This window comes from Paenirhodobacter hankyongi (assembly GCF_003664585.1).
In the GTDB taxonomy this organism is placed as follows: domain Bacteria; phylum Pseudomonadota; class Alphaproteobacteria; order Rhodobacterales; family Rhodobacteraceae; genus Rhodobacter; species Rhodobacter hankyongi.
In genome coordinates this window covers 144099-166008 of record NZ_RCHI01000005.1, presented here as the reverse complement: position 1 = coordinate 166008, position 21910 = coordinate 144099, and the positions used below count along the sequence as shown (strand labels likewise).

21 protein-coding genes are annotated in these 21910 nt (G+C 67.7%); 10 read left to right on the top strand and 11 right to left on the bottom strand.

Translation table 11 applies throughout. From position 1 onward, the window contains the following. Window positions 1-57 precede the first annotated feature (57 nt). The gene (gene ssb, locus DYS74_RS07205; protein WP_121532329.1) at window positions 58-576 is read right to left on the bottom strand and encodes a single-stranded DNA-binding protein; all 519 of its coding nucleotides are present in this window, start codon (window positions 574-576) and stop codon (window positions 58-60) included. Window positions 577-837: 261 nt separating this feature from the next. Here ssb and DYS74_RS07200 point away from each other — a divergent pair, with 261 nt between their 5' ends. The 4 genes from DYS74_RS07200 (at window position 838) to DYS74_RS07185 (ending at window position 3020) form a co-directional block, all read left to right on the top strand. Next, on the top strand, window positions 838-1101 hold the full coding sequence (locus tag DYS74_RS07200; protein ID WP_121532327.1) for a PepSY domain-containing protein: 264 nt from the start codon (window positions 838-840) through the stop codon (window positions 1099-1101). A gap of 53 nt (window positions 1102-1154) precedes the next feature. Then, the gene (locus DYS74_RS07195; RefSeq protein WP_121532325.1) at window positions 1155-1733 is read left to right on the top strand and encodes a cytochrome b/b6 domain-containing protein; all 579 of its coding nucleotides are present in this window, start codon (window positions 1155-1157) and stop codon (window positions 1731-1733) included. Further along, entirely contained in the window at window positions 1730-2290 is a 561-nt protein-coding gene (locus DYS74_RS07190; protein ID WP_121532323.1) for a helix-turn-helix transcriptional regulator, read from the top strand. The genes DYS74_RS07195 and DYS74_RS07190 overlap by 4 nt, the downstream gene beginning before the upstream one ends. Before the next feature lie 109 nt (window positions 2291-2399). Beyond that, a complete protein-coding gene (locus DYS74_RS07185; protein ID WP_121532321.1) occupies window positions 2400-3020 on the top strand; it encodes a lytic transglycosylase domain-containing protein in 621 nt (206 codons plus the stop codon). Window positions 3021-3099: 79 nt separating this feature from the next. Here the strand turns inward: DYS74_RS07185 and DYS74_RS07180 are convergent, their stop codons facing one another. Together DYS74_RS07180 and hemB are read right to left on the bottom strand one after the other, a co-directional pair. Then, window positions 3100-3657, bottom strand: a complete 558-nt coding sequence (locus DYS74_RS07180; protein WP_121532319.1) for a lipid-binding SYLF domain-containing protein — start codon at window positions 3655-3657, stop codon at window positions 3100-3102. Window positions 3658-3780: 123 nt separating this feature from the next. Next, window positions 3781-4779, bottom strand: a complete 999-nt coding sequence (gene hemB, locus DYS74_RS07175; RefSeq protein ID WP_121532317.1) for a porphobilinogen synthase — start codon at window positions 4777-4779, stop codon at window positions 3781-3783. 171 nt (window positions 4780-4950) lie between these two features. Between hemB and DYS74_RS07170 the strand changes: the two genes are divergently transcribed. Together DYS74_RS07170 and mfd are read left to right on the top strand one after the other, a co-directional pair. After that, window positions 4951-5481 carry a component of SufBCD complex gene (locus DYS74_RS07170; RefSeq protein ID WP_121532315.1) on the top strand — a complete coding sequence of 177 codons (531 nt, stop codon included), beginning with the start codon at window positions 4951-4953 and terminating at the stop codon, window positions 5479-5481. 49 nt (window positions 5482-5530) lie between these two features. Next, the gene (gene mfd, locus DYS74_RS07165; RefSeq protein WP_121532313.1) at window positions 5531-8965 is read left to right on the top strand and encodes a transcription-repair coupling factor; all 3435 of its coding nucleotides are present in this window, start codon (window positions 5531-5533) and stop codon (window positions 8963-8965) included. 207 nt (window positions 8966-9172) lie between these two features. On the opposite strand, the gene guaA is transcribed toward mfd, so the two are convergent. From guaA to DYS74_RS07130, 7 genes are all read right to left on the bottom strand, one after another. Then, entirely contained in the window at window positions 9173-10729 is a 1557-nt protein-coding gene (guaA, locus tag DYS74_RS07160) for a glutamine-hydrolyzing GMP synthase (protein WP_121532311.1), read from the bottom strand. A 148-nt stretch (window positions 10730-10877) separates the two neighbouring features. Further along, complete coding sequence (locus DYS74_RS07155) at window positions 10878-12206, bottom strand: branched-chain amino acid ABC transporter permease (RefSeq protein WP_121532309.1); 1329 nt, start codon at window positions 12204-12206, stop codon at window positions 10878-10880. Continuing rightward, on the bottom strand, window positions 12203-13210 hold the full coding sequence (locus tag DYS74_RS07150) for a branched-chain amino acid ABC transporter permease (protein ID WP_121532307.1): 1008 nt from the start codon (window positions 13208-13210) through the stop codon (window positions 12203-12205). The genes DYS74_RS07155 and DYS74_RS07150 overlap by 4 nt, the downstream gene beginning before the upstream one ends. A 1-nt stretch (window position 13211) precedes the next feature. Beyond that, on the bottom strand, window positions 13212-13916 hold the full coding sequence (locus DYS74_RS07145) for an ABC transporter ATP-binding protein (RefSeq protein ID WP_121532305.1): 705 nt from the start codon (window positions 13914-13916) through the stop codon (window positions 13212-13214). A gap of 52 nt (window positions 13917-13968) precedes the next feature. Next, window positions 13969-14757: an ABC transporter ATP-binding protein gene (locus DYS74_RS07140; protein ID WP_121532303.1), complete on the bottom strand. Its 789-nt coding sequence runs from the start codon at window positions 14755-14757 to the stop codon at window positions 13969-13971. Between the two features lie 108 nt (window positions 14758-14865). Next, window positions 14866-16050 carry an ABC transporter substrate-binding protein gene (locus DYS74_RS07135; protein WP_121532301.1) on the bottom strand — a complete coding sequence of 395 codons (1185 nt, stop codon included), beginning with the start codon at window positions 16048-16050 and terminating at the stop codon, window positions 14866-14868. A 153-nt stretch (window positions 16051-16203) separates the two neighbouring features. After that, window positions 16204-17310, bottom strand: coding sequence for a GlxA family transcriptional regulator (locus tag DYS74_RS07130; protein ID WP_121532299.1), 1107 nt, complete (start codon window positions 17308-17310; stop codon window positions 16204-16206). A gap of 178 nt (window positions 17311-17488) precedes the next feature. On the opposite strand from DYS74_RS07130, the gene DYS74_RS07125 reads away from it, so the two are divergent. Further along, window positions 17489-18859, top strand: coding sequence for a class II 3-deoxy-7-phosphoheptulonate synthase (locus DYS74_RS07125; protein WP_121532297.1), 1371 nt, complete (start codon window positions 17489-17491; stop codon window positions 18857-18859). Window positions 18860-18942: 83 nt separating this feature from the next. Here the strand turns inward: DYS74_RS07125 and DYS74_RS07120 are convergent, their stop codons facing one another. Beyond that, window positions 18943-19668 carry a PAS domain-containing protein gene (locus DYS74_RS07120; protein ID WP_121532295.1) on the bottom strand — a complete coding sequence of 242 codons (726 nt, stop codon included), beginning with the start codon at window positions 19666-19668 and terminating at the stop codon, window positions 18943-18945. Between the two features lie 164 nt (window positions 19669-19832). Between DYS74_RS07120 and DYS74_RS07115 the strand changes: the two genes are divergently transcribed. Genes DYS74_RS07115 through DYS74_RS07105 form a run of 3 tightly spaced genes read left to right on the top strand, consistent with a single transcriptional unit; the run spans window position 19833 to window position 21910 of the window. Then, a complete protein-coding gene (locus tag DYS74_RS07115; protein ID WP_245965221.1) occupies window positions 19833-20747 on the top strand; it encodes a YicC/YloC family endoribonuclease in 915 nt (304 codons plus the stop codon). Window positions 20748-20750: 3 nt separating this feature from the next. Beyond that, window positions 20751-21392, top strand: coding sequence for a guanylate kinase (gene gmk, locus DYS74_RS07110; protein WP_121532293.1), 642 nt, complete (start codon window positions 20751-20753; stop codon window positions 21390-21392). Further along, complete coding sequence (locus tag DYS74_RS07105) at window positions 21389-21910, top strand: gamma carbonic anhydrase family protein (RefSeq protein ID WP_121532291.1); 522 nt, start codon at window positions 21389-21391, stop codon at window positions 21908-21910. Before gmk ends, DYS74_RS07105 begins: the two co-directional genes overlap by 4 nt.

Sequence of the window (21910 nt, the reverse complement as noted above, 5' to 3'; positions counted from 1 at the left end):
ATCGAAAAAGGGGTGGCCGCTGGCCACCCCTTGCAGTCTTCGCGAAACGGATCCGTCTCAGAACGGGATTTCGTCGTCGAAATCCGACCGGCCGCCGCCGGCCGGCGCCGCGCCGCCCGAGCCGCCGCCATAGGACGGGCCCTCGTCATAGCCGCCGCCGAAGCCGCCGCCGCCCTGCGCGCCGCCGCGATAGCCACCGCCGCCGCCACCCTGGCCGCCGCCGTCACGACCGTCGAGCAGCGTCAGCTCGCCGCGGAACGGGCGCAGCACGACCTCGGTCGAATAGCGGTCCTGACCCGACTGGTCCTGCCACTTGCGGGTCTCGAGCTGGCCCTCGACATAGACCTTCGAGCCCTTGCGCAGATACTGCTCGGCGATCTTCGCCAGGTTCTCGTTCAGGATCGCGACCGAATGCCATTCGGTGCGTTCCTTGCGCTCGCCCGTCGCCTTGTCGCGCCAGGTCTCCGAGGTGGCGATGCGCAGGTTGCACACCTTGCCGCCGTTCGAGAAGGTGCGCACCTCGGGGTCGCGCCCCAGGTTGCCCACCAGGATGACCTTGTTCACAGAGCCGGCCATGCAGTTCCTCCGCTGTGGCCGCGCGCGAGTGCCGCGCGGCGATTCCGATTTGTCCGACCGGGTATAGAACAGCCCTTCCGCCCCGCCTAGGGGCAGGGGCGGGAAAGCGGTCTCAAACCCGGGGTGGAGGCCCCGAACCGGGGGTGGAGGCGGGCGAAAAGCCCCTCCCTCCATCCGGGTGCCGATGGTGCTGCAGCGCGGCATCGGCGAGAGCGGCGGCACCGAGCCCGGGCATGTCGCCCCGGCCCCAGGGAGATCGTGATGACCCATTTCCGCAAGTTCACCGCCGCCGCTGTCCTCGCTTCGCTCGTCGCGGGCGCCGCGCTGCCGGCTGCCGCCGCCGGTATCGACGCCGCGACGCAAGAACAGCTGCGCACCAAGCTGACCCAGGAAGGCTATGAAGTGCGCAAGATCGGCACCGAGGACGGCCTGATCGAGGTTTACGCGATGAAGGACGGCAAGAAGTTCGAGCTCTACTTCAACGACAAGCTCGAGCAGGTGAAGAACGGCGCGTCGGAGAACTGAGCCCGGCCGGGGCCGGGGGCGTCTGTCCCCGGCCCCGCCCCGAGGAGGACAAGATGACCGCCACGCCCCTTTCCACCCCCGCCGAGCCCCGCCGCGACACCCGGATCTGGGATCCCTTCGTGCGGCTGTTCCACTGGACGCTCGTCGGCTGCTTTGCCGCGAACGCGCTCTTCACCAACCCCGAGCACACCCTGCACCACGACATCGGCTTCACCGTCGTCGGGCTGGTGCTGGCGCGCGTGCTGTGGGGGTTGATCGGCACCCGCCATGCGCGCTTTTCCGACTTCCCGCCCTCGGTCTCGGGCGCGGTGGAGCAGCTCTCCGAGATCGTCCGTGGCCGTCGCCATGTCCATGCCGGCCATTCGCCGCTTGGCGCGCTGATGATCTACAACCTCATCGGGACGCTGCTGGTGATCGGCTTCTCCGGCTGGCTGATGACGACCGACACCTATTGGGGCGTGCAATGGCCCGAGGACCTGCACAAGGCCGCCGTCACCTGGGCCGAGGTCTCGGTGCTCGCCCATGTCGCCGCGGTCTTCCTTGAAAGCCTGCGGCTGCGGATCAACCTTCCGCGCGGGATGATTACGGGCTACAAGTCGCTGCCAGTGAACGACACGGACAACGGCAGATGACCACAGAACGGGGGGCTTCCCCCAAGCCGCGCCGACGGCGCGAGGCCGCGCTGATCGCGCTGATGGCGGTGCAGCTTCTCTGCTCCGCCTTCTTTATTGCAGATGTCATCACCGACACGATGGAGGCGGGCAGCATCTCGGCGCATCTCGATCTCGAGATGCTGGCGAACCTCGGCCTGATCGCGGGCATCGTGGTCGAGGGGCTGGTGCTGCGCGCGATGCTGGCGCGCGAGGCGCGCTCGGCGCAGGCGCTGTCGGTGGCGCGCGGCGCGCTTGCGACCCTGATGCAGCAGCGCTTCGAGGCCTGGGGCCTGACCCCTTCCGAGGCCGATGTCGCGGGCTTCACCATCAAGGGCTGCACCATCGCCGAGGTGGCGGGGCTGCGCGGCTCCTCCGAGGCGACGGTGAAGACCCATCTGAACGCGGTCTATCGCAAGGCCGGGGTCAGCGGCCGCGGCCAGCTCGTCTCGCTCTTCATCGAGGATCTGCTTGCCGGACCGCTCGAGGACGGGCTTGCCGGGAGCGAGACGATCGGGGGCAGGGCGCTCGCCGGCTGAGCATCGGCAAGGCTTTGCCGATGGCGCCCGCGGCGCGACACGCGCGCCGCTTTCCCTTTGCCGCGCTTTGCGTATAATCGCGGCCGAAAAACAATTTTGGTAGGGACGGATGCGGAAGATTGCCGGGGTGGTTACCCTCGGGCTGGCCGTGGCGCTGGCTCCTTTTGACGGAACGCAAGCCCGGGCGGAGGGGCTGCAACTTTCCGGTTCCTCGACGAAATCGCGCGCCTTGCTGTTTCGCAACCAGACGCGTCTGCTCGACACCCGGCTGGCCGGGCAATACGCCAATTCCTCGCGCCTGCGGCCCAGCGGCGAGAGCCCGTCGATCGGCGATCTGGCCGCGATGCCGCGCTATTCCGGCCGCTACCGTGGCCAGTATCTGCAGGCAGCCAAGACCGCCGCGGCGCATCACGGCGTGCCCGAGGACCTGTTCCTCCGCCTCGTGCAGCAGGAAAGCGGCTGGAACCCCTCGGCCGTCTCGCCGAAGGGCGCGACCGGGCTTGCGCAGCTGATGCCGGGCACCGCGGCGAAGCTTGGCGTCGATGCGACCGACCCGCACGAGAACCTCGAGGGCGGGGCGCGCTATCTGCGGATGATGTACGAGCGCTTCGGCAACTGGCGGCTGGCGCTCGCGGCCTATAACGCCGGGCCCGAGGCGGTGGACAAGCACGGCGGCGTGCCGCCCTATGCCGAGACGGTGAATTACGTCCGGGTGATCTACGGCGGCTGAGGCGGGATCACCCGCAAGAGAACTCAATGAAAAAGGCGCGCTTTCCGGCGCGCCTTTGTGTTTCCGAGCCTGGCCCGCCTCAGGGAAGGATGCGGGTGTATTTGGTGCCGGCGAGCGAGGCGCCCGCGATCAGCCCGGCCTGGCCGAAGACCAGCGCGATCACCGGCGCGAGCGAGGTGGTGGTATCGGTGCCGACCGCGCCGCCGCGGTCGGGCAGGGCGTAGCGGGCATCCGCCCCCACTTCCCAGCCGTCGTTGCGGCGGAACTCGGCGAGCGAGTCCTCGGTCATGAAGAACAGCGCATGGGCATATTGCTGCGCGCCGATCTGGAAGCCGATCGAGGCCGAGGCCGCCGCATAGTAATCGACCGTCACGTTGTTGATCCGCAGTGCACCGCGGCCGTAGGAGCCGCCGATGCCAAAGCCCGCCTCGGTCATCAGCGGCATGTAGAGCACGCCGCGTGCCTTGCCCATCAGCTCCTGCGTGCCGGGGTATTTCTGCAGCAGGTAGTCGCGCGTCGCATCGACGCGCGCGTCGATCTTGGCGCCGCCGCCCGAGCCCACGCCATTGCCGCAGGCCGCAAGCCCGAGTCCGGCACCGCCGATCGCCAGAAGGGTCCGTCTGGTAAACTGTGTCATCCGCTCGCTCCGCTCATGGTCCCGGGCATTATGGCCGCCCGTTCGCCACAATGTATAGGGCAGAAACCCCCTCCCGCAATCTCCGGTTGGGCCGACCCGCCGGCCCGCCGGCGCTTTCGGCAATCAGGCGCCGATCAGCCGCGCCGCCGCCGGGGCGAAATAGGTGAGCACCCCGTCGCACCCCGCCCGGCGGAAGGCCATCAGGCTTTCGAGCATGACCTTGTCATGGTCGAGCCAGCCGTTGCGCACCGCCGCCATCGCCATCGCGTATTCGCCCGACACCTGATAGGCATAGGTCGGCACGCCGAACGTGTCCTTCACCTGCCGGCAGACGTCGAGATAGGGCATGCCCGGCTTGACCATGACCATGTCGGCGCCTTCCTCGAGATCGCGCGCCACCAGCCGCAGCGCCTCGTCGCTGTTGGCGGGGTTCATCTGATAGGTCTTCTTGTCGCCCTTCAGTGCGCCGGTGGCCCCGACCGCGTCGCGGAACGGGCCGTAGAAGGCCGAGGCATACTTGGCCGAATAGCTCATGATCGTGACGTTCTGGTGTCCCTCGGCCTCGAGCATCGTGCGCAGCTCGCCGATGCGGCCGTCCATCATGTCCGAGGGGCCGAGGATGTCGGCGCCGGCCTCGGCCTGGGCGCGGCCCATCTTCACCAGACAGTCGACGGTCTCGTCGTTCAGGATCACGCCGTCCTTGACCAGCCCGTCATGGCCGTTCGCGTTGTAGGGGTCGAGCGCGATGTCGGTCATGATCGCGACCTCGGGCACCGCGGCCTTCATCGCCCGGATCACCCGGTTGGTGATGTTCTCGGGGTCCCAGGCCTCCTCGCAGCCCTCGGTGCGGGTGGCGGGGTCGGTATAGGGAAAGAGGCAGATCGCCGGAATGCCGAGGCGCGCCGCCTCTTCTGCCGCCCGCACCGCGCCCTCGACCGTGCGCCGCACGACGCCGGGCATCGAGGGTACCTCGACATCCGCGCCGGGCACGTCGGTGACGAAGATCGGCCAGATCAGATCCTTGACCGACAGCCGGTTCTCCTGCGCGAGATCGCGCAGCGCGGGCGTGCTGCGCAGGCGGCGCAGGCGGGTCACGGGGAAGGGCGGGATGATCGGGTGCATGGGAAGCCTCCTGTGTCGCCCCTTCGGTGCCACGGATCGGCCCGGGCCACAACCCTGCTCACGCGCCCGTGTCCTTGATAGCCCCGACGGCAGAGGTTTTCCCCAGCGAAAACATCGTCTACTGTGCCGCCGGCGCAGGCCGGACAGGCCCGACGCGCGAAGGGGCGAGCGATGCTGCAGAACATCTTCCAGCTGATCGACATGCGGTCGTTTTCCAGCCTGTGGTACTGGATCGCGCTGGCCGTCACCTGGTCGACCACCTCGCACTGGGTGCTGGGCGTGCCCTTCGACATGGTCACCCGCGCGCGCCGCCGCGGTGGCGCCGAGGGCGAGGATCTGGTCACGCTGACCCGGATCAACGTCGCGCGTCTCATGGTGATCGGGCGCGAGGCGGGGCTGGCGCTGTCGCTTGTCGCCTCCTTTCTGCTCAGCCTCCTGGTCGTCCTGGGCTTCGTCTATCACTTCGAATTCGCCCAGGCGGCAGCGCTGATCCTGGTGCCGCTCTCGCTCGTCGGGCTTTTGAGCCTGCGCTTGGCCGCAAAGCTCGAGCCCGGGCTGCAGCCCGGCGGGTATGACGCCGAGGCGGTGGCGCAGGTGCTGACCCGGCATCGCTTCCGCGTGCAGCTCATCGGGCTGCTGGCGATCTCGGTCACCGCGCTGTGGGGCATGTTCCAGAACATCAGCCACTATTACATCGGCTGAGCCCGGCCGGGCTCTTGACACGGCGGACGGGGCGGATACCTCCGGAAGCATGGAACATTTTCTGCTGTCCGGTGCCCCCGAGGGCTTTGATGCGAAGCTGGTCGCGAAGGAGCTTTCCCGCGGCCGTCCGGTGATCCATGTCGCCCGCGACGATCGCCGGCTCGAGGCGATGCGCGCCGCGCTGGCCTTCTTCGCGCCCGAGGCGGTGGTGCTGTCCTTCCCGGCCTGGGACTGCCTGCCCTACGACCGCGTCTCGCCCAATCCCGAGATCTCGGCGGCGCGGATGGCGACGCTTGCCGCGCTCGCCGCGGGCGTGCCCGGGCCCTTCGTGCTGTTGACGACGCTGAACGCCGCGATGCAGCGCATTCCCGCCCGCGATCTCGTCGCCGCCTCGAGCTTCACCGCCCGCGTCGGCGGCCCGGTGCGCGAGGAAAAGCTGCGCGCCTTCCTGGTGCGGATGGGCTTCTCGCCCGTTTCCACCGTGTCCGAGCCCGGAGATTACGCGGTGCGCGGCGGCATCATCGACATCTATCCGCCGGGCGAGGCGGGGCCGGTGCGGCTTGACCTTTTCGGCGATGTGCTCGACGGCGCGCGCCGCTTCGATCCGGTCAGCCAGCGCACCACCGAGAAGCTGAAGGCGGTCGAGCTTGCCCCGGTGAGCGAGGTGATCCTCGACGAGCCCTCGATCACCCGCTTCCGGCAGAACTACCGCGTCGAATTCGGCGCGGGCGGCGCGGACGATCCGCTCTACGAGGCGGTCTCGGCCGGGCGCAAGCACGCAGGGATGGAGCATTGGCTGGGCTTCTTCCACGACCGGCTCGAGACCCTCTTCGACTATCTGCCCGAGGCGAGCGTGATGCTCGACGACCAGATCGAGCCGGCGCGGATCTCGCGGTGGGAGGGGATCGCCGATCAATACGACACGCGGCGCGAGGCGATGACCCGGCGCGATCGGGTCGACACCGTCTACAAGCCGGCGGCGCCGGGGCTGCTCTATCTCGACGAGCCGGCCTGGAAAGCGGTTCTGGCGGCGCATCGGGTGCTGCGGCTGCAGGTGCTGCCGGCGCCGCCCGGCCCCGGCATCCTGAACGCCGGCGCCCGCATCGGACGCAATTTCTCGCCCGAGCGCCAGCTTGAAAACGTCAGCCTTTTCGGGGCGTTGAAGAGCCATATCGAAAGCCGGCTGCAACACGGGCCTGTGGTTCTCGCCAGCTGGTCCGAAGGCGCGCGCGAACGTCTGAAGGGGCTTCTCGAGGACGAGGGGCTGGGCGGCGCGAACCTCATCCGCGACGCACGCGAGATCTCGGGCCTTGGCCTTGCGGTCTGGACGCTCGACGCGGGTTTCGAGGCCGAGGGGCTGACCGTGATCTCCGAGCAGGACGTGCTCGGCGATCGTCTCGTCAGCCGGCCGAAGAAGAAGCGCAAGGCCGAGAACTTCCTGACCGAAGCGCAAAGCCTGACGCCGGGCGATCTTGTCGTGCATGTCGATCACGGCGTCGGCCGCTACAAGGGGCTCGAGACCGTCACCGCGCTTGGCGCGCCGCTTGATTGCGTGCTTCTGGAATATGCGGGCGGCGACCGGCTTTACGTGCCCGTCACCAACATCGAACTGCTCAGCCGATACGGCCACGAGGACGGGCTTCTCGACAAGCTCGGCGGCGGCGCCTGGCAGGCGAAGAAGGCCCGGCTGAAGGAGCGCATCCGGCAGATCGCCGACCGGCTGATGCGGATCGCGGCGGAACGGCTCTTGCGCCACGCGCCGATCCTCGAGGCGCCGCATCACGAGTGGGAGGCCTTTGCCGCGCGCTTCCCCTACAGCGAGACCGAGGACCAGCTGAGCGCCATCGACGATGTGGTCGAGGACCTGAAATCGGGCCGGCCGATGGACCGTCTGGTGGTCGGCGATGTCGGCTTCGGCAAGACCGAGGTGGCGATGCGCGCGGCCTTCATCGCCGCCGCCTCGGGCGTGCAGGTGGCGGTGATCGCGCCGACGACGCTGCTGGCCCGCCAGCATTACAAGACCTTCGCCGAACGCTTCCGCGGCACCGCACTCGAGGTCCGTCCGCTCAGCCGTTTCGTCTCGGCGAAAGAGGCGGCAAAGACCCGCGAGGGGCTGGCCGATGGCACCGTCGACATCGTCATCGGCACCCATGCGGTGCTGGCCAAGGCGGTGAGGTTCCGCAACCTCGGCCTGCTGGTGATCGACGAGGAACAGCATTTCGGCGTGAACCACAAGGAACGCCTGAAGGAGATGCGCTCGGAAATCCACGTGCTGACGCTGACCGCGACGCCGATTCCGCGCACGCTGCAGCTCAGCCTGACGGGGGTGCGCGATCTGAGCGTGATCGGCACGCCGCCGGTCGACCGCCTGGCGATCCGCACCTATGTGAGCGAATTCGACGCGGTCACCGTGCGCGAAGCGCTCCTGCGCGAACGCTTCCGCGGCGGGCAAAGCTTCTACGTCGTGCCGCGCATCACCGACCTGCCCGAGATCGAGGCCTTCCTGCGCGAGCATGTCCCCGAGGTCAGCTTCATCACCGCACATGGCCAGATGGCCGCGGGCGAGCTCGATACGCGGATGAACGCCTTCTACGACGGCAAGTATGACGTGCTGCTGGCGACGACGATCGTCGAGAGCGGCCTCGACATCCCGACCGCGAACACGATGATCATCCACCGTGCCGACATGTTCGGTCTGGCCCAGCTCTATCAGATCCGCGGCCGGGTCGGGCGCTCGAAGATGCGCGCCTATTGCTACCTGACGACGAAGCCGCGCCTGCCGCTGACGCCGCAGGCGGTGAAGCGGCTGCGACTGCTCGGCTCGCTCGACAATCTCGGCGCGGGGTTCAACCTCGCCTCGCAGGACCTCGACCTGCGCGGCGCCGGCAACCTTCTGGGCGAGGAGCAGTCGGGCCATATCAAGGAAGTCGGCTACGAGCTCTATCAGGCGATGCTCGAGGAGACGATCGCGCGGCTGAAATCGGGCGAGCTGACCGAGGCGGAGGGCGACGGCGAATGGTCGCCGCAGCTGAACCTCGGCGTGCCGGTGATGATCCCCGAAAGCTTCATCCCCGATCTCGACGTGCGGCTCGGCCTGTACCGCCGGCTGTCCGGGCTGACCACGAAGGTCGAGCTCGAGGGCTTTGCCGCCGAGCTGATCGACCGCTTCGGCGAACTGCCGCGGGAGGTCAACACGCTGCTCCTGGTGGTGCGGATCAAGGCGATGGCGAAACGCGCCTTCATCGCCAAGATGGACGCGGGGCCGAAGGGCGCGACGGTGCAGTTCCACCTCGACAAGTTCCCGAACCCCGCGGGCCTCGTCGAATTCCTGCAAGCGCAGAAGGGCACGGCGAAGATCAGCGGCAACAAGGTGGTGCTGCAACGCGACTGGAGCTCGGATGCCGAGCGGATCAAGGGCGCCTTCGCCATCGCCAAGGACCTGGCCGAGAAGGTGATCGAGGCAAAGAAGGCCGCAAAGGCCTGACCCCCGCCAGGCCGGGGCGCGCCCGCGGTCTTGCCCCAGGCGCACCCCCCGGGATCTGCCGGCGCTCGGGACGCCCCGACTTCCAATTGCCTCAAATATCCCGGGGGGTGAGGCCGCAGGCCGAGGGGGGCAGCGCCCCCCTTTCTTTCCCCCGGAAAAAGAAAACGGCCCCCGAGGGGGCCGCATCCGGTCACGCTCTCGCGCGGTTCATTCCCACTCGATCGTGCCCGGGGGCTTCGAGGTGATGTCATAGGTCACGCGGTTGATGCCCTTCACCTCGTTGATGATCCGCGTCGCGGTCTCGCCAAGGAACTCGTGGCTGAACGGGTAGTAATCCGCCGTCATGCCGTCGACCGAGGTCACCGCGCGCAGCGCGCAGGCATAGTCATAGGTCCGCCCGTCGCCCATCACGCCCACGGTGCGGACCGGCAGGATCGCCACAAAGGCCTGCCAGATCTCGTCGTAGAGCCCGTGCTTGCGGATCTGGTCGATATAGACCGCATCCGCCTCGCGCAGGATGGCGAGTTTCTCGCGGGTGATCTCGCCGGGGCAGCGGATCGCCAGACCCGGGCCCGGGAAGGGGTGACGGCCGATGAACTTCTCGGGCAGGCCGAGTTCGCGGCCAAGGGCGCGGACCTCGTCCTTGAACAGCTCGCGCAGCGGCTCGACCAGTTTCAGCCCCATCTTTTCCGGCAGGCCGCCGACGTTGTGGTGCGACTTGATCGTCACCGAGGGACCGCCCGAGAACGAGACGCTTTCGATCACGTCGGGATAGAGCGTGCCCTGGGCCAGGAACTCGGCGCCCTCGATCTGGTTCGCATAGTTCTGGAACACGTCGATGAAGAGCTTGCCGATGGTCTTGCGCTTCACTTCCGGGTCCGACACGCCCTCGAGCGCGCCGAGGAAGAGATCGCTCTCGTCCGCCGCGATCAGCCGCATGTTGTAATGGTCGCGGAACATCGTGACGACTTCCTCGGCCTCGCCCTTGCGCAGCAGGCCGTGGTCGACGAAGACGCAGGTCAGGTTGTCGCCGATCGCCTCGTGGATCAGCACCGCCGCGACCGAGCTGTCGACGCCGCCCGAGAGGCCGCAGATCACCTTCTTGTCGCCGACCCGTTCGCGGATCTTCTCGATCGCCTGTTCGCGATAGCCCGCCATCGTCCAGTCGCCGGTGAAGCCCGCGAGACGGACGAAGTTCTCGTAGAGCTTCGCGCCCTTCGGGGTGTGGTGCACCTCGGGGTGGAACTGCACGGCGTAGAAGTGGCGTTCGGGATCGGCGGTGATCGCGAAGGGGGCGCCGGGCGAGGTGCCATAGACCTCGAAGCCCGGGGCGATGCGGCTGACGTGGTCGCCGTGGCTCATCCAGACCTGCTCGCGCCCGTCCTGGAACCAGCCCTCGAGCAGCGGCAGCGCGCGCTCGGTCGGGGTGACATAGGCGCGGCCGAACTCGGCGGTGCCATGGCCGGATTCGACGAGGCCGCCGAGCTCCTGCATCATCACCTGCTGGCCGTAGCAGATCCCGAGGATCGGCACGCCGAGGGTGAAGGCCGATTTCGGCGGACGCGGAGAGCCCTCGCGGGTGACGCTGTCCGGGCCACCCGAGAAGATGATTGCCTGGGGCGCGAAATCGGTCAGGAAGGCATCGGTGACCTTCTGATAGGGATGGATTTCGCAATAGACGTTGAGCTCGCGCAGGCGGCGCGCAATCAGCTGCGTGACCTGGGAGCCGAAGTCGATGATGAGGAGGCGCTGATGCTGGGTCATGTGCGGGGAATAGGGGGGGATTTCGCCAAAAGCAAGAGCGCGGGGGCGCCGCCCCCGCACCCCCGAGGTATTTGTGGCAAGATGAAGGGAGGGGGCGGGCCGGGGACCTGGGCGCGGGCAGCGAAAAGGGGCCCGAAGGCCCCTTTCATCATTTCTCGGGAAGCAGGCCGCGCGGGCTGAAGCGCAGCACGAGGAGCAGGATCAGCCCCATCATCACCAGCCGCATATGCGGCGCCGAATCGACGAGGTGCTGTTTCAGCGGCCCGTCCGCGAGTGTCGCGGTGACGACGTGCATGATCTGCGGGCCCCAGACCTCGGCCTTGATCCAGACGAACCAGATCAGCATCCCGCCGAGCACCGAGCCCCAGTTGTTGCCGGACCCGCCGACGATCACCATCACCCAGATCAGGAAGGTGTAGCGCAGCGGGTTGTAGGAGGACGGCGTCATCTGCCCGTCGAGCGAGATCATCATCGCGCCGGCGAGCCCGATCACCGCGCAGCCGAGAATGAAGATCTGCAGGTGGCGGCCGGTGACGTTCTTGCCCATGGCCTCGGCCGCGACCTCGTTGTCGCGGATGGCGCGCATCATCCGGCCCCAGGGCGAATTGAGCGCGAGCTGCAGCGCCCAGATCAGCACCAGCAGCACCGCGGCGAAAAGAGCGCCATAAAGCAGCTTGACGGTGATCGTCGAGGTGGTGACCGGATCGAGACCGAAGGCCGCGACGCGCTCGAGGAAGCCCGGATCGGCCTGCAGGTCGACCTCGTAGGGCACGGGCCAGGGGCGCGGGATGCCGGTCACGTTCAGCACGCCGCGGTCGAGCCATTCCTCGTTCTTCAGCACCGCGACGATGATCTCGCCGATGCCGAGGGTGGCGACGGCAAGGTAATCCGAGCGCAGGCCGAGCGCGGTCTTGCCGACCACCCAGGCGGCGCCGGCGGCGAGCAGCGCGCCCACCGGCCAGGACAGCAGCGTCGGCAGGCCGAGCCCGCCCAGATAGCCCGCGGAGGCCGGGTTGATCGCCTGGATCGCGGCGACGGCCGGGTCGAAGACGGCGCGGTAGAGGAAGAAGCCCGCGATCAGCACGGCGAGGATCGCCAGCCCCTTCATCCGCGTCAGATGCCGGTTCAGCCAGACCGCGGCCATGATCGTGACAAGCGCGATCGCGAAGGCGATCAGGATGCCCCAGCCGCCGGCCGAGAAGGCGCCGGGCGTCGGCTTCATCGACACCAGCACCGGGCCCAGCCCGCCAAGCGCGATGAAGCCGACGACGCCGGTGTTGAAGAGCCCGGCATAGCCCCATTGCATGTTCACGCCGAGCGCGAGGATCGCCGAGATCAGCCCCATGTTGACGATCACCAGCGCACCGTTCCAGCCGGTGGTGGCGGCCTCGATCGCGATCAGCGCGGCCATCGCGGCGAAAAGCAGCGGCGCGCGCAGCTTGCCGCCCCGGGCGGCGCCAGGTTGACGGGTGCTCATACCGATTTCCCCTTGAAAAGGCCGGTGGGCTTGAACAGCAGCACGATGATCAGGATCGTGAAGCTGACGGCGAACTTGTATTCGGTCGACAACAGCTGCAGCAGGCTGTCGGACTGGAAACCGGGGATCAGATAGATCGCGACCTTCTTCCAGGCATAGGTCACCGCCACCTCGGAATAGGCGATGATGAAGCCGCCGGCGATGGCGCCGAGCGGATTGCCGAGGCCCCCGACGATGGCCGCCGCAAAGACCGGCAGCAGCAGCTGGAAGTAGTTGAAGGCCTTGAAGCTTTTATCAAGGCCGTAGAGCGTGCCGGCGATGGTGGCGAGCGCCGCGGCGATGATCCAGGTCATCGCGACGACGCGGCTCGGGTTGATGCCCGACAGAAGCGCCAGATCCTCGTTGTCGGAGAAGGCGCGCATCGACTTGCCGGTGCGGGTCTTCGCGAGGAACCAGAACAGCGCCGCCACGACCAGGGCCGCGGTCACCACGGTGATCGCCTGGGTCGAGCGGATGGCGAGCGGTTCGGCAAGGCCCGTGGCCTTCTTGAACTCCTGCGCCGAGATCAGGAAGCGCGCGCCATCGGCGAACTTGATCTCGTCGACCCCGATCAGAACGCGGGTGAGGCCGTTCATCACGAACATCACGCCGACCGAAACCATGGTCAGCACCACCGGCGCGGCACGCACCTTGCGGTAATAGGAATAGACGATCTTGTCGGTGCCGAGCACCAGAAGCGCCGTCGCGGCGATGCCGAAGGGCAGGGCGAGCAGCGCCGTCGGCAGCGGGCCGAAGCCGATGCCCGCCGCTTGCAGCGCCCAGGTGATGAGGATGGTGATCGCGGTGCCGAAGGCCATGGTGTCGCCGTGGGCGAAGTTCGAGAACCGCAGGATGCCGTAGATCAGCGTCACGCCAAGCGCGCCAAGCGCCAGCTGCGCGCCATAGGCGGTGGCGGGCACGACGACATAGTTCAGGATCGCGACCAGCGCGTTGAGGATATCCATCTCAGCCCCCCAGGAACGTGCGGCGGACCTCGGGGTCGGCCATCAGGGCGGCGCCCGTGTCGGTGTAGCGGTTCGCGCCCTGGACAAGCACATAGCCCATGTCCGCGATCTCGAGCGCCTGGCGGGCGTTCTGCTCGACCATCAGGATCGAGATGCCGGTGCGCGCGACCTCGATGATGCGGTCGAAGAGCTCGTCCATGACGATCGGCGAGACGCCGGCCGTGGGCTCGTCGAGCATCAGCAGTTTCGGCTTCGTCATCAGCGCGCGGCCGACGGCGACCTGCTGGCGCTGACCGCCCGAAAGCTCGCCCGCGTTCTGGAAGCGTTTCTCGCGCAGGATCGGGAAGAGGTCATAGACCTGTTCCATCGTGTCGCGGAAGTCGTCGGTGCGGATGAAGGCGCCCATCTCGAGGTTTTCCTCGACCGACATCGTCGGGAAGACGTTGTTCACCTGCGGCACGAAGCCCATGCCCTTGCGCACACGCTCCTGCGGCGACAGGCCGGTGATGTCCTCGCCATCGAGCGTCACCTTGCCCGCGCGCAGCCGCAGCATGCCGAAGACCGCCTTCATCGCGGTCGACTTGCCGGCGCCGTTCGGGCCGACGATCACCGCGATCTGGCCCTTTTCGACCTTCAGCGTGCAATCGTGCAGGATGTCGGCGGCACCATAGCCGCCGGTCATGCTGGAAGCGTCGAGAAAGCTCATGCGACACCTCCGGGACATCCCATGACACCTTGTTTGATCATGAAAAATCCGATCATTGCGCGGCCCCCGTCTTGACCTTGTTCTTGAGCCCGCGCCCGAGATAGGCCTCGATCACCGCCTCGTTCTGCATGATGGTGTCGGGCGTGCCCTCGGCCAGAACCTTGCCCTCGGCCATCACGATCACCGGATCGCAGAGCCGGCCGATGAAATCCATGTCGTGCTCGATCACGCAGAAGGTATAGCCGCGTTCCTTGTTCAGCCGCACGATGGCGTCGCCGATGGTGTTCAGTAGCGTGCGGTTCACACCCGCGCCGACTTCATCGAGGAAGACGATCTTCGCCTCGACCATCATCGTGCGACCGAGTTCCAGAAGTTTCTTCTGGCCGCCCGAGAGGTTCCCGGCGCGCTCGTCCTTCAGGTGAGAAATGGTCAGGAAATCAAGAACCTCGTCGGCCTTCTTCAGAAGCGCCGCCTCTTCCTCGGCGATCCGGCCACGCTGGAACCAGGCGTTCCACAGCGTCTCGCCGGTCTGACCGCCCGGAACCATCATCAGGTTCTCGCGCACCGTCATCGTCGGGAATTCATGCGCGATCTGGAAGGTGCGCAACAGCCCCTTGTGGAACAGCTCGTGCGGCGGCAGGCCGGTGATGTCCTCGCCATCCATCGTCACGGTGCCGGAGGTGGGCTTGTGCACCCCGGCGATGACGTTGAACAGCGTGGATTTTCCCGCCCCGTTCGGGCCGATCAGCCCGGTGATGGAGCCCGTCGCGATCTCTAGCGAAGCGCCGTCGACGGCATGGAAGCCGCCGAAATGCTTGTGCAGGTTCTCGACCCGTATCATGCAGTCCCCTGTGACCTTCACTCTTTGCGTGAAGAATGCCGTTTTCGGCCTTGTTTCAAAAGGAACAGCCCGGATTGCTCCGGGCCGCCCCAGGTTCTCCGTGCCGCCTCAGCGGTAGGTCACGGTCTCGATCTTGCCGTCCTTGATGGCAATCTCGCGGAAGGTGCCGGCGGATTCGCCCGCACCGATCAGCTCGACCGAGGTGGCGCCGACATAGTCGATGTCCTTGCCTTCGGCCAGCAGCTCGAGGCCCTTCGCCAGTTCGCCGGGCATGATCTTCTCGCCCGGAGCGTTGGCGACGTCCATGATCTTGTCCTTGTAGACCTTCGGATCGGTCGACTTCGCCGCCTGCATCGCCAGCAGCATCAGCGCCGCCGCGTCATAGGCCTCGGCCGAGTAGATGCTCGAGCCGTCGAAGCCCGCGGTCTTCGCCAGCGCGATGAAGGCATCCTTGCCTTCGCCTTCCGAGGCCGGCATCTGGCCGAAGGAGCCGTCGAGCTCGGTGCCGAAGTTCTTCTCGAGCGTCGCCGCGACCATGCCGTCGGGCAGCACGAAGGTCGAGAAGGCGCCGGTGTCGAGCGCGCCACGCAGGATGCCCGAACCGCCCTGGTCGACATAGCCCGCCACCACGAGCGCATCGCCGCCGGCCGCGGCCAGCGCGCCGACCTCGGCCGAATAGTCGGCCTTGCCGTCTTCATGCGCGGCGACGATGGTCACGGTGCCGCCCTTGGCCTTGAACGCCTCGGCGAAGCTGTCGGCCAGGCCCTTGCCGTAGTCGTTGTTGGTATAGGTCACGGCCACGGACTTGATGCCGTGTTCCATGATGATGTCGGTCATCACTTCGCCCTGACGCGCGTCCGAGGGCGAGGTGCGGAAGAACAGGCCGTTGTCCTCGATCGTCGAGAGCGCGGGCGAGGTCGCCGAGGGCGAGATCATCACCACGCCGTTCGGCACGGCGACGTTGGTCAGCGAGGCGATGGTCTCGCCCGAGCACATGCCGCCGACGATGCCCTTCACGCCCTCCGAGGTCACCATCCGCTCGACGGTCGCGGTGGCCGCGGCGGCGTCGACGCAGGTGGAATCGCCGCGCACCGGGGTGACGGTGTCACCGCCCAGAAGCTTGCCCGAATCCGAGACTTCCTTCATCGCCAGTTCGGCGCCGGCGGCGATCGGCGGCGCGATCGATTCCAGCGGCCCGGTGAAGCCCATCGAGATCCCCATCTTGATGTCCTCGGCGAAGGCGCCGCCCGCGCACAGCGCGACGGCAGCCGTCGCCAGAAGCAGCTTCTTCATCTGTTCACTCCCCTGTTGGAACATGATTGCGGGAACGTTAGTCCCGCCCTTGGCAAAAGAAAATAGGGCAGCCCGCGACGGATTGGCCGAAAATCGACCATTCGGCCAGGAATTGGGCAACATGACGCAACGGCGCGCCATGCGAGGCCCGGCTCAGAACTTCTCTTCGGGAAAGTCGATTCCCGACAGGTCGCATTCGTCGGCGTCAAGCTCGATCACGCTCGCCGCCGTCGGCACGCCCGAGGCGCCGCGCTCGCGGTAGGGCGTCGTCTGATACTGCGCCCGGTAGCATTTCGAGAAATGCGAGGGCGAGGTGAAGCCGCAGGCCAGCGCCACGTTGATCACGCTCATCTCGGTCTGCATCAACAGGTTGCGCGCCTTCTGCAGGCGAATTTCCATGTAATAGCGCTTGGGCGAACGGTTCAGATAACGGCTGAACAGCCGCTCGAGCTGACGCGTCGACATGCCGACCTCGGCCGCCAGGCGCGCCGGGCTGATCGGCTCCTCGATGTTCATCTCCATCCGCGCGATCACCTGCGCAAGCTTCGGGTGGCGCACGCCGATCCGGGTCGGGATCGACAGCCGCTGGCTGTCGCGGTCGGTGCGGATCGAGTTGTAGATCAGCTGATCGGCCACGGTATTGGCCAGCGCCTCGCCATGGTCGAGCGCGATCATCTTCAGCATCAGATCGACCGAGGCGGTGCCGCCCGCCGTGGTCAGCCGGTTGCCGTCGATCACGAAGACCGCCTTCGACAGCGTCACCTCTTCGAAATCCTCGGCGAAGCTGTCCTGATTCTCCCAATGGATGGTGGCGCGCCGGCCATCGAGCAGCCCGGCCTTCGCCACCGCCCAGGCCCCGGTGCACAGGCCGCCGACCGCCGCGCCGCGCCGCGCCTCGCGCCGCAGCCAGGCGAGGATCGGTTTCGTCGTCGCCTCGGCCACGTCGATGCCGCCGCACACCATCACCGTGTCGTCGCGCGTGACCTCGCCAAGCCCCATGTCGGCGCGCATCACCGTGCCGTTCGAACAGGTCACGTCGCCGCCGTCCTCGGAGGCGAGTTTCCAGTCATAGAGCTTCTCGCCCGAGACCTGGTTTGCCAGCCGCAAGGGCTCGATCGCGCTGGCAAAAGCCATCAGCGTGAAGCGGTCGAGCAGCAGGAAGATGAAGCGCCGCGTGCGCCCGCCGGTGGCCAGCCGCAGCGTGCCATGCGAGGGGGCCGGTCGGGAATGGGTGCGGGGTGTCGTCGAGGGGATGCGCATTTGCGACGGTGACCTTGTCGTTTCCCGCAGAGAAAGCAGGGAACGGGTCCTCTCGCAAGGGGGCATCGAAGGCCCCGCGCGCGAAGGTCATTTTCGCGCGCGCCTGTGGAAAAAGCGGTTTGTTCTCGCCAAGGCCTGCCTTATAACCGCGCAACCTGTGAAAGTCCTGGAGGAGAAGATGGTCAAGGGGTGGACGAAGTCCGGCTGGCGCGCGAAACCGCGGGTGCAGATGCCCGACTATCCCGACGCGGCTGCGCTCGGCGCGGTCGAGGCGCAGCTCGCCAAGATGCCGCCGCTCGTCTTCGCCGGCGAGGCGCGCCGGCTGAAGGCGGATCTGGCGAAGGCCGCGCGGGGCGAGGCGTTCCTGTTGCAGGGCGGCGACTGCGCCGAGAGCTTTGCCGAATTCTCCGCCGACAACATCCGCGACACCTTCAAGGTGATGCTGCAGATGGCGATCGTGCTGACCTGGGGCGCGAAGGTGCCGGTGGTCAAGGTCGGCCGCATGGCCGGGCAGTTCGCCAAGCCGCGTTCGGCCGCGACCGAGACAATCGGCGGCGTCGAGCTGCCGAGCTATCGCGGCGACATCATCAACGGCTTCGACTTCACCGCCGATGCCCGCGTGCCCGATCCCTTCCGGATGCTGCAGGCCTATACCCAGGCCGCGGCCTCGCTGAACCTGCTGCGCGCCTTCTCGACCGGCGGCTATGCCGACATCCACCGCGTGCAGAGCTGGATTGCCGGCTTCACCGACGAGGACGAGGCGGCGCGCTATCGCGAAGTGGCCGAGCGCATCGGCGACGCGATGGACTTCATGACCGCGGCCGGGGTGACCTCGGACACCGCGCATGAACTTGGCAAGGTAGATTTCTACACCTCGCACGAGGCGCTGCTGCTGGAATACGAAGAGGCGCTGTGCCGCGTCGACAGCACCACGGGGATTCCGGTCGCGGGCTCGGGCCACATGATCTGGATCGGCGACCGCACCCGTCAGCCCGATGGCGCCCATGTCGAATTCTGCCGCGGCGTGCAGAACCCGATCGGGCTGAAATGCGGCCCCTCGACCACGGCCGACGACCTGAAGGTGCTGATGGCGAAGCTGAACCCGGAGAACGAGCCGGGCCGGCTGACGCTGATCGCGCGCTTTGGTGCGGGCAAGGTCGGCGAGCATCTGCCGCGGCTCGTCCGCGCGGTGCAGGCCGAGGGCGCGAATGTGCTGTGGTCGTGCGACCCGATGCACGGCAACACGATCAAGGCGGCCTCGGGCTACAAGACCCGGCCCTTCGAGTCGGTGCTGCGCGAGGTGCGCGAGTTCTTCGCGGTGCACAAGGCCGAGGGCACGATCCCGGGCGGCGTGCATTTCGAGATGACCGGCCGCGACGTGACCGAATGCACCGGCGGCGTGCGCGCGGTCTCGGACGAGGATCTGTCGAGCCGCTATCACACCGCCTGCGACCCGCGGCTCAACGCCTCGCAGGCGCTGGAACTCGCGTTCCTCGTGGCCGAGGAGCTGCAGGACCGGCGCGCGCTGCGCAAGGCCTCGGGCCTCTGATCCGCGCCGAACCGGCCTGCGACGAAAACAGCGGCCCGGAGCATCGCTCCGGGCCGTACTCGTCACACACCTCGGGGTCTGTCTCAGGCGTTGCTGATCACGCGAAACATCGCGCGGCGCTCTTCCGGCGAGCAGTCGGAGAGCGGGCGGGCAGCCAGCGGCGCCTCGAACTCGGGCAGATCGAGCGGGCGGCTGCCGAAGAACGGCGCATCGAGGCCGATCGCCTCGGGACGCACCGGCAGCGGCAGCGGCCCGGGCGTCGGCGCGCCGGCGAGCACCGGCTCGACATGGGCGGCCAGCACCTCGAAGCGGCGCGGCGGGCGGCCGAAGCTGTCGCCCTCGGCGACCAGGCAGCCAAGCGCGCGGGTGATGTCGCCGAGGTCGGATTTCATCGGCAGGATCAGCAGCCGCGCCTCGAGCCGGGGCCGGCCGAGCGCGCCTTCGGACACCAGCCGCAGATCGGCGATCGCGGGCTCGTCGAAGACCGCCTCGAGCGCCTCGGTGACATGCTTGCGGCCCTGCGGCGCGAAAAGGGCGGTGAGCGGCATCCCCCGCACCTCCATCCCCATCAGGTCGTTCAGATGCATGCCCGCAAGACGGAAGCGGCCCATGCCCGGCGCCACGCGCTCGAGGATGAAGGCATATTCGAGGGCGCGTTCGATGCCGCGCGGATCGACGTCGGCGCGCGCGGGCACCAGCCGGCCGCGGCGCAGCGCCTCCCAATAGGCCCGCAGTTCCGAGGCAATCTGCATGCCAAGCCCGGCCTGCGCCCCGAAGTGGATCACCTTGTCGTCGATATCGCGGTCCATCGCATCCCCCAACCAAGCCGCTGCGCGCCTGTCGCGACTACGGCCTTTCGTTGCAATGCCTCGCGCTTTCTGCGGTTATGGGTCTTCGATTGACCCCGGAGGCGAAATCCTTACTGAAATCTTAATACGCCCTTTTCGGGCAAAAAGGGGAAAGAAAGTGTTAAATGGTTAAGACTGCATCCGGCCCGCGCACGATCTCGATGACCGGCTTTGCCGCGCGGCAGGGCGGCAGGCTCGGCCATGACTGGACCTGGGAGATTCGCTCGGTCAACGGCAAGGGCTTTGACCTGCGCCCGCGCCTCCCCGATGTCGAGGGGCTCGAGGCGGCGGTGCGGACGGCGGTGGCCGCGGTGGCGGCGCGCGGCAACATCTCGCTGACGCTGCGGCTCTCACGCAGCGAGGGGGCCGAAGGGCTGCGGCTCTCGGAGCCCGGACTGCAGGCGGCGCTGGCGGCGCTCTCGCGCGTCGAGGCGGCGGCGGGCGAGCGGGGGCTTGCCCTGGCGCCGACGCGGGCGGCCGACCTGCTGTCGCTGCGCGGCGTGATCGAGCAGGGCGCCCCCGAGATCGCCGATCCGGCGGCGCTGCGCGCGGCGTTGCTCGCCGATCTGGCGCCGCTCCTCAAGGACTTCGCCGCGATGCGCGCGGCCGAGGGCGCGCAGATCGGCGCGGTGATCGCAGCCCAGATCGACCGCATCGCGGCACTGACCGAAGCCGCGGCCGAGGCCGCCGAGGCGCGCCGGCCCGAGACCGCGGCGGCGCTGCAGGCGGCGCTGGCCCGCGTGCTCGACGCAGCGCCCGGGGCCGATCCGCAGCGGGTGACGCAGGAACTGGCGATGCTGGCGGTGAAGGCCGATGTCACCGAGGAGATCGACCGGCTGCGCGCCCATGTCGCCGCCGCCCGCGCGCTGCTGGCCGAGGCGGGACCGGTCGGCCGCAAGCTTGATTTCCTCACCCAGGAATTCGTGCGCGAGTCGAACACGCTGTGCTCGAAGTCGGGTTCGACGGCACTGACCGCGATCGGACTTGACCTCAAGGCCGTCATCGACCAGATGCGCGAGCAGATCCAGAACGTGGAGTGAGCCATGACCCAGACCCGGCGCGGCCTTCTGATTATCCTTTCCTCGCCCTCGGGCGCGGGAAAATCGACGCTGGCGAAGCGGCTGATGGCCTGGGACCCGACGCTGAAATTCTCGGTCTCGGCCACGACGCGCAACCCGCGCCCGGGCGAGACCGACGGCATCGAATACTATTTCCGCACCAAGCACGACTTCGAGGCGATGGTGGCGAATGGCGAGATGCTGGAACATGCCGAGGTCTTCGGCAATTTCTACGGCACGCCGAAGGCCCCGGTCGAGGCGGCGATGAAGGCCGGGCGCGACACGCTCTTCGACGTCGACTGGCAGGGCGGGCAGCAAATCCGCCGCTCGAGCCTCGGCAAGGAGGTGATCTCGATCTTCATCCTGCCGCCCTCGATCGCCGAGCTGGAAAAGCGGCTGCGCACGCGGGCGCAGGACAGCGACGAGGTGATCGCCGCACGGATGGCGAAAAGCCGCGATGAAATCAGCCACTGGGCGGAATATGATTATGTGATCGTGAATCACGACGCCGATCAGGCCGAGAGGGAGCTGCGCGAAATTCTCGCCGCCGAGCGCGCGCGGGCGGACCGGCAGCCCTGGCTGAACGACTTCGTGCGCGAGCTGAACAGGGAGTTTGAGGCGCGATGATCTATGAGCTTGACGGCATTCGACCGGAACTGGGGCAGGGCGCCTGGGTCGCCCCGGACGCGAACCTGATCGGCAAGGTGGTGCTCGAGGACGAGGCCTCGGTCTGGTTCGGCTGCACGCTGCGCGGCGACAACGAGGAGATCCGCGTCGGCCGCGGCTCGAACGTTCAGGAGAACGTCGTGTGTCACACCGACATGGGCTATCCGCTGGTGATCGGGCCCGATTGCACCATCGGCCACAAGGCGATGCTGCATGGCTGTGTCATCGGCGCGGGCAGCCTGATCGGCATGGGCGCGACGGTGCTCAATGGTGCCAGGATCGGCCGCGGCTGCCTCATTGGCGCCGGCGCGCTGATCACCGAGGGCAAGGAGATCCCGGATTTCAGCCTGGTGATGGGCGCCCCGGGCAAGGTGGTGCGGCAGCTTGACGACGCGGCGCAGGAAAAGCTGCTGAAATCCGCCGCGCATTACCGCGCCAATGCCGCGCGCTTTGCCAAAGGCCTGCGCGCGCTCGGCTGA

Bases quoted from the DNA above. Each gene is read 5' to 3' on its own strand.
- ssb (WP_121532329.1), bottom strand. From the start codon at position 576: ATGGCCGGCTCTGTGAACAAGGTCATCCTGGTGGGCAACCTGGGGCGC.
- DYS74_RS07200 (WP_121532327.1), top strand. From the start codon at position 838: ATGACCCATTTCCGCAAGTTCACCGCCGCCGCTGTCCTCGCTTCGCTC.
- DYS74_RS07195 (WP_121532325.1), top strand. From the start codon at position 1,155: ATGACCGCCACGCCCCTTTCCACCCCCGCCGAGCCCCGCCGCGACACC.
- DYS74_RS07190 (WP_121532323.1), top strand. From the start codon at position 1,730: ATGACCACAGAACGGGGGGCTTCCCCCAAGCCGCGCCGACGGCGCGAG.
- DYS74_RS07185 (WP_121532321.1), top strand. From the start codon at position 2,400: ATGCGGAAGATTGCCGGGGTGGTTACCCTCGGGCTGGCCGTGGCGCTG.
- DYS74_RS07180 (WP_121532319.1), bottom strand. From the start codon at position 3,657: ATGACACAGTTTACCAGACGGACCCTTCTGGCGATCGGCGGTGCCGGA.
- hemB (WP_121532317.1), bottom strand. From the start codon at position 4,779: ATGCACCCGATCATCCCGCCCTTCCCCGTGACCCGCCTGCGCCGCCTG.
- DYS74_RS07170 (WP_121532315.1), top strand. From the start codon at position 4,951: ATGCTGCAGAACATCTTCCAGCTGATCGACATGCGGTCGTTTTCCAGC.
- mfd (WP_121532313.1), top strand. From the start codon at position 5,531: ATGGAACATTTTCTGCTGTCCGGTGCCCCCGAGGGCTTTGATGCGAAG.
- guaA (WP_121532311.1), bottom strand. From the start codon at position 10,729: ATGACCCAGCATCAGCGCCTCCTCATCATCGACTTCGGCTCCCAGGTC.
- DYS74_RS07155 (WP_121532309.1), bottom strand. From the start codon at position 12,206: ATGAGCACCCGTCAACCTGGCGCCGCCCGGGGCGGCAAGCTGCGCGCG.
- DYS74_RS07150 (WP_121532307.1), bottom strand. From the start codon at position 13,210: ATGGATATCCTCAACGCGCTGGTCGCGATCCTGAACTATGTCGTCGTG.
- DYS74_RS07145 (WP_121532305.1), bottom strand. From the start codon at position 13,916: ATGAGCTTTCTCGACGCTTCCAGCATGACCGGCGGCTATGGTGCCGCC.
- DYS74_RS07140 (WP_121532303.1), bottom strand. From the start codon at position 14,757: ATGATACGGGTCGAGAACCTGCACAAGCATTTCGGCGGCTTCCATGCC.
- DYS74_RS07135 (WP_121532301.1), bottom strand. From the start codon at position 16,050: ATGAAGAAGCTGCTTCTGGCGACGGCTGCCGTCGCGCTGTGCGCGGGC.
- DYS74_RS07130 (WP_121532299.1), bottom strand. From the start codon at position 17,310: ATGCGCATCCCCTCGACGACACCCCGCACCCATTCCCGACCGGCCCCC.
- DYS74_RS07125 (WP_121532297.1), top strand. From the start codon at position 17,489: ATGGTCAAGGGGTGGACGAAGTCCGGCTGGCGCGCGAAACCGCGGGTG.
- DYS74_RS07120 (WP_121532295.1), bottom strand. From the start codon at position 19,668: ATGGACCGCGATATCGACGACAAGGTGATCCACTTCGGGGCGCAGGCC.
- DYS74_RS07115 (WP_245965221.1), top strand. From the start codon at position 19,833: ATGGTTAAGACTGCATCCGGCCCGCGCACGATCTCGATGACCGGCTTT.
- gmk (WP_121532293.1), top strand. From the start codon at position 20,751: ATGACCCAGACCCGGCGCGGCCTTCTGATTATCCTTTCCTCGCCCTCG.
- DYS74_RS07105 (WP_121532291.1), top strand. From the start codon at position 21,389: ATGATCTATGAGCTTGACGGCATTCGACCGGAACTGGGGCAGGGCGCC.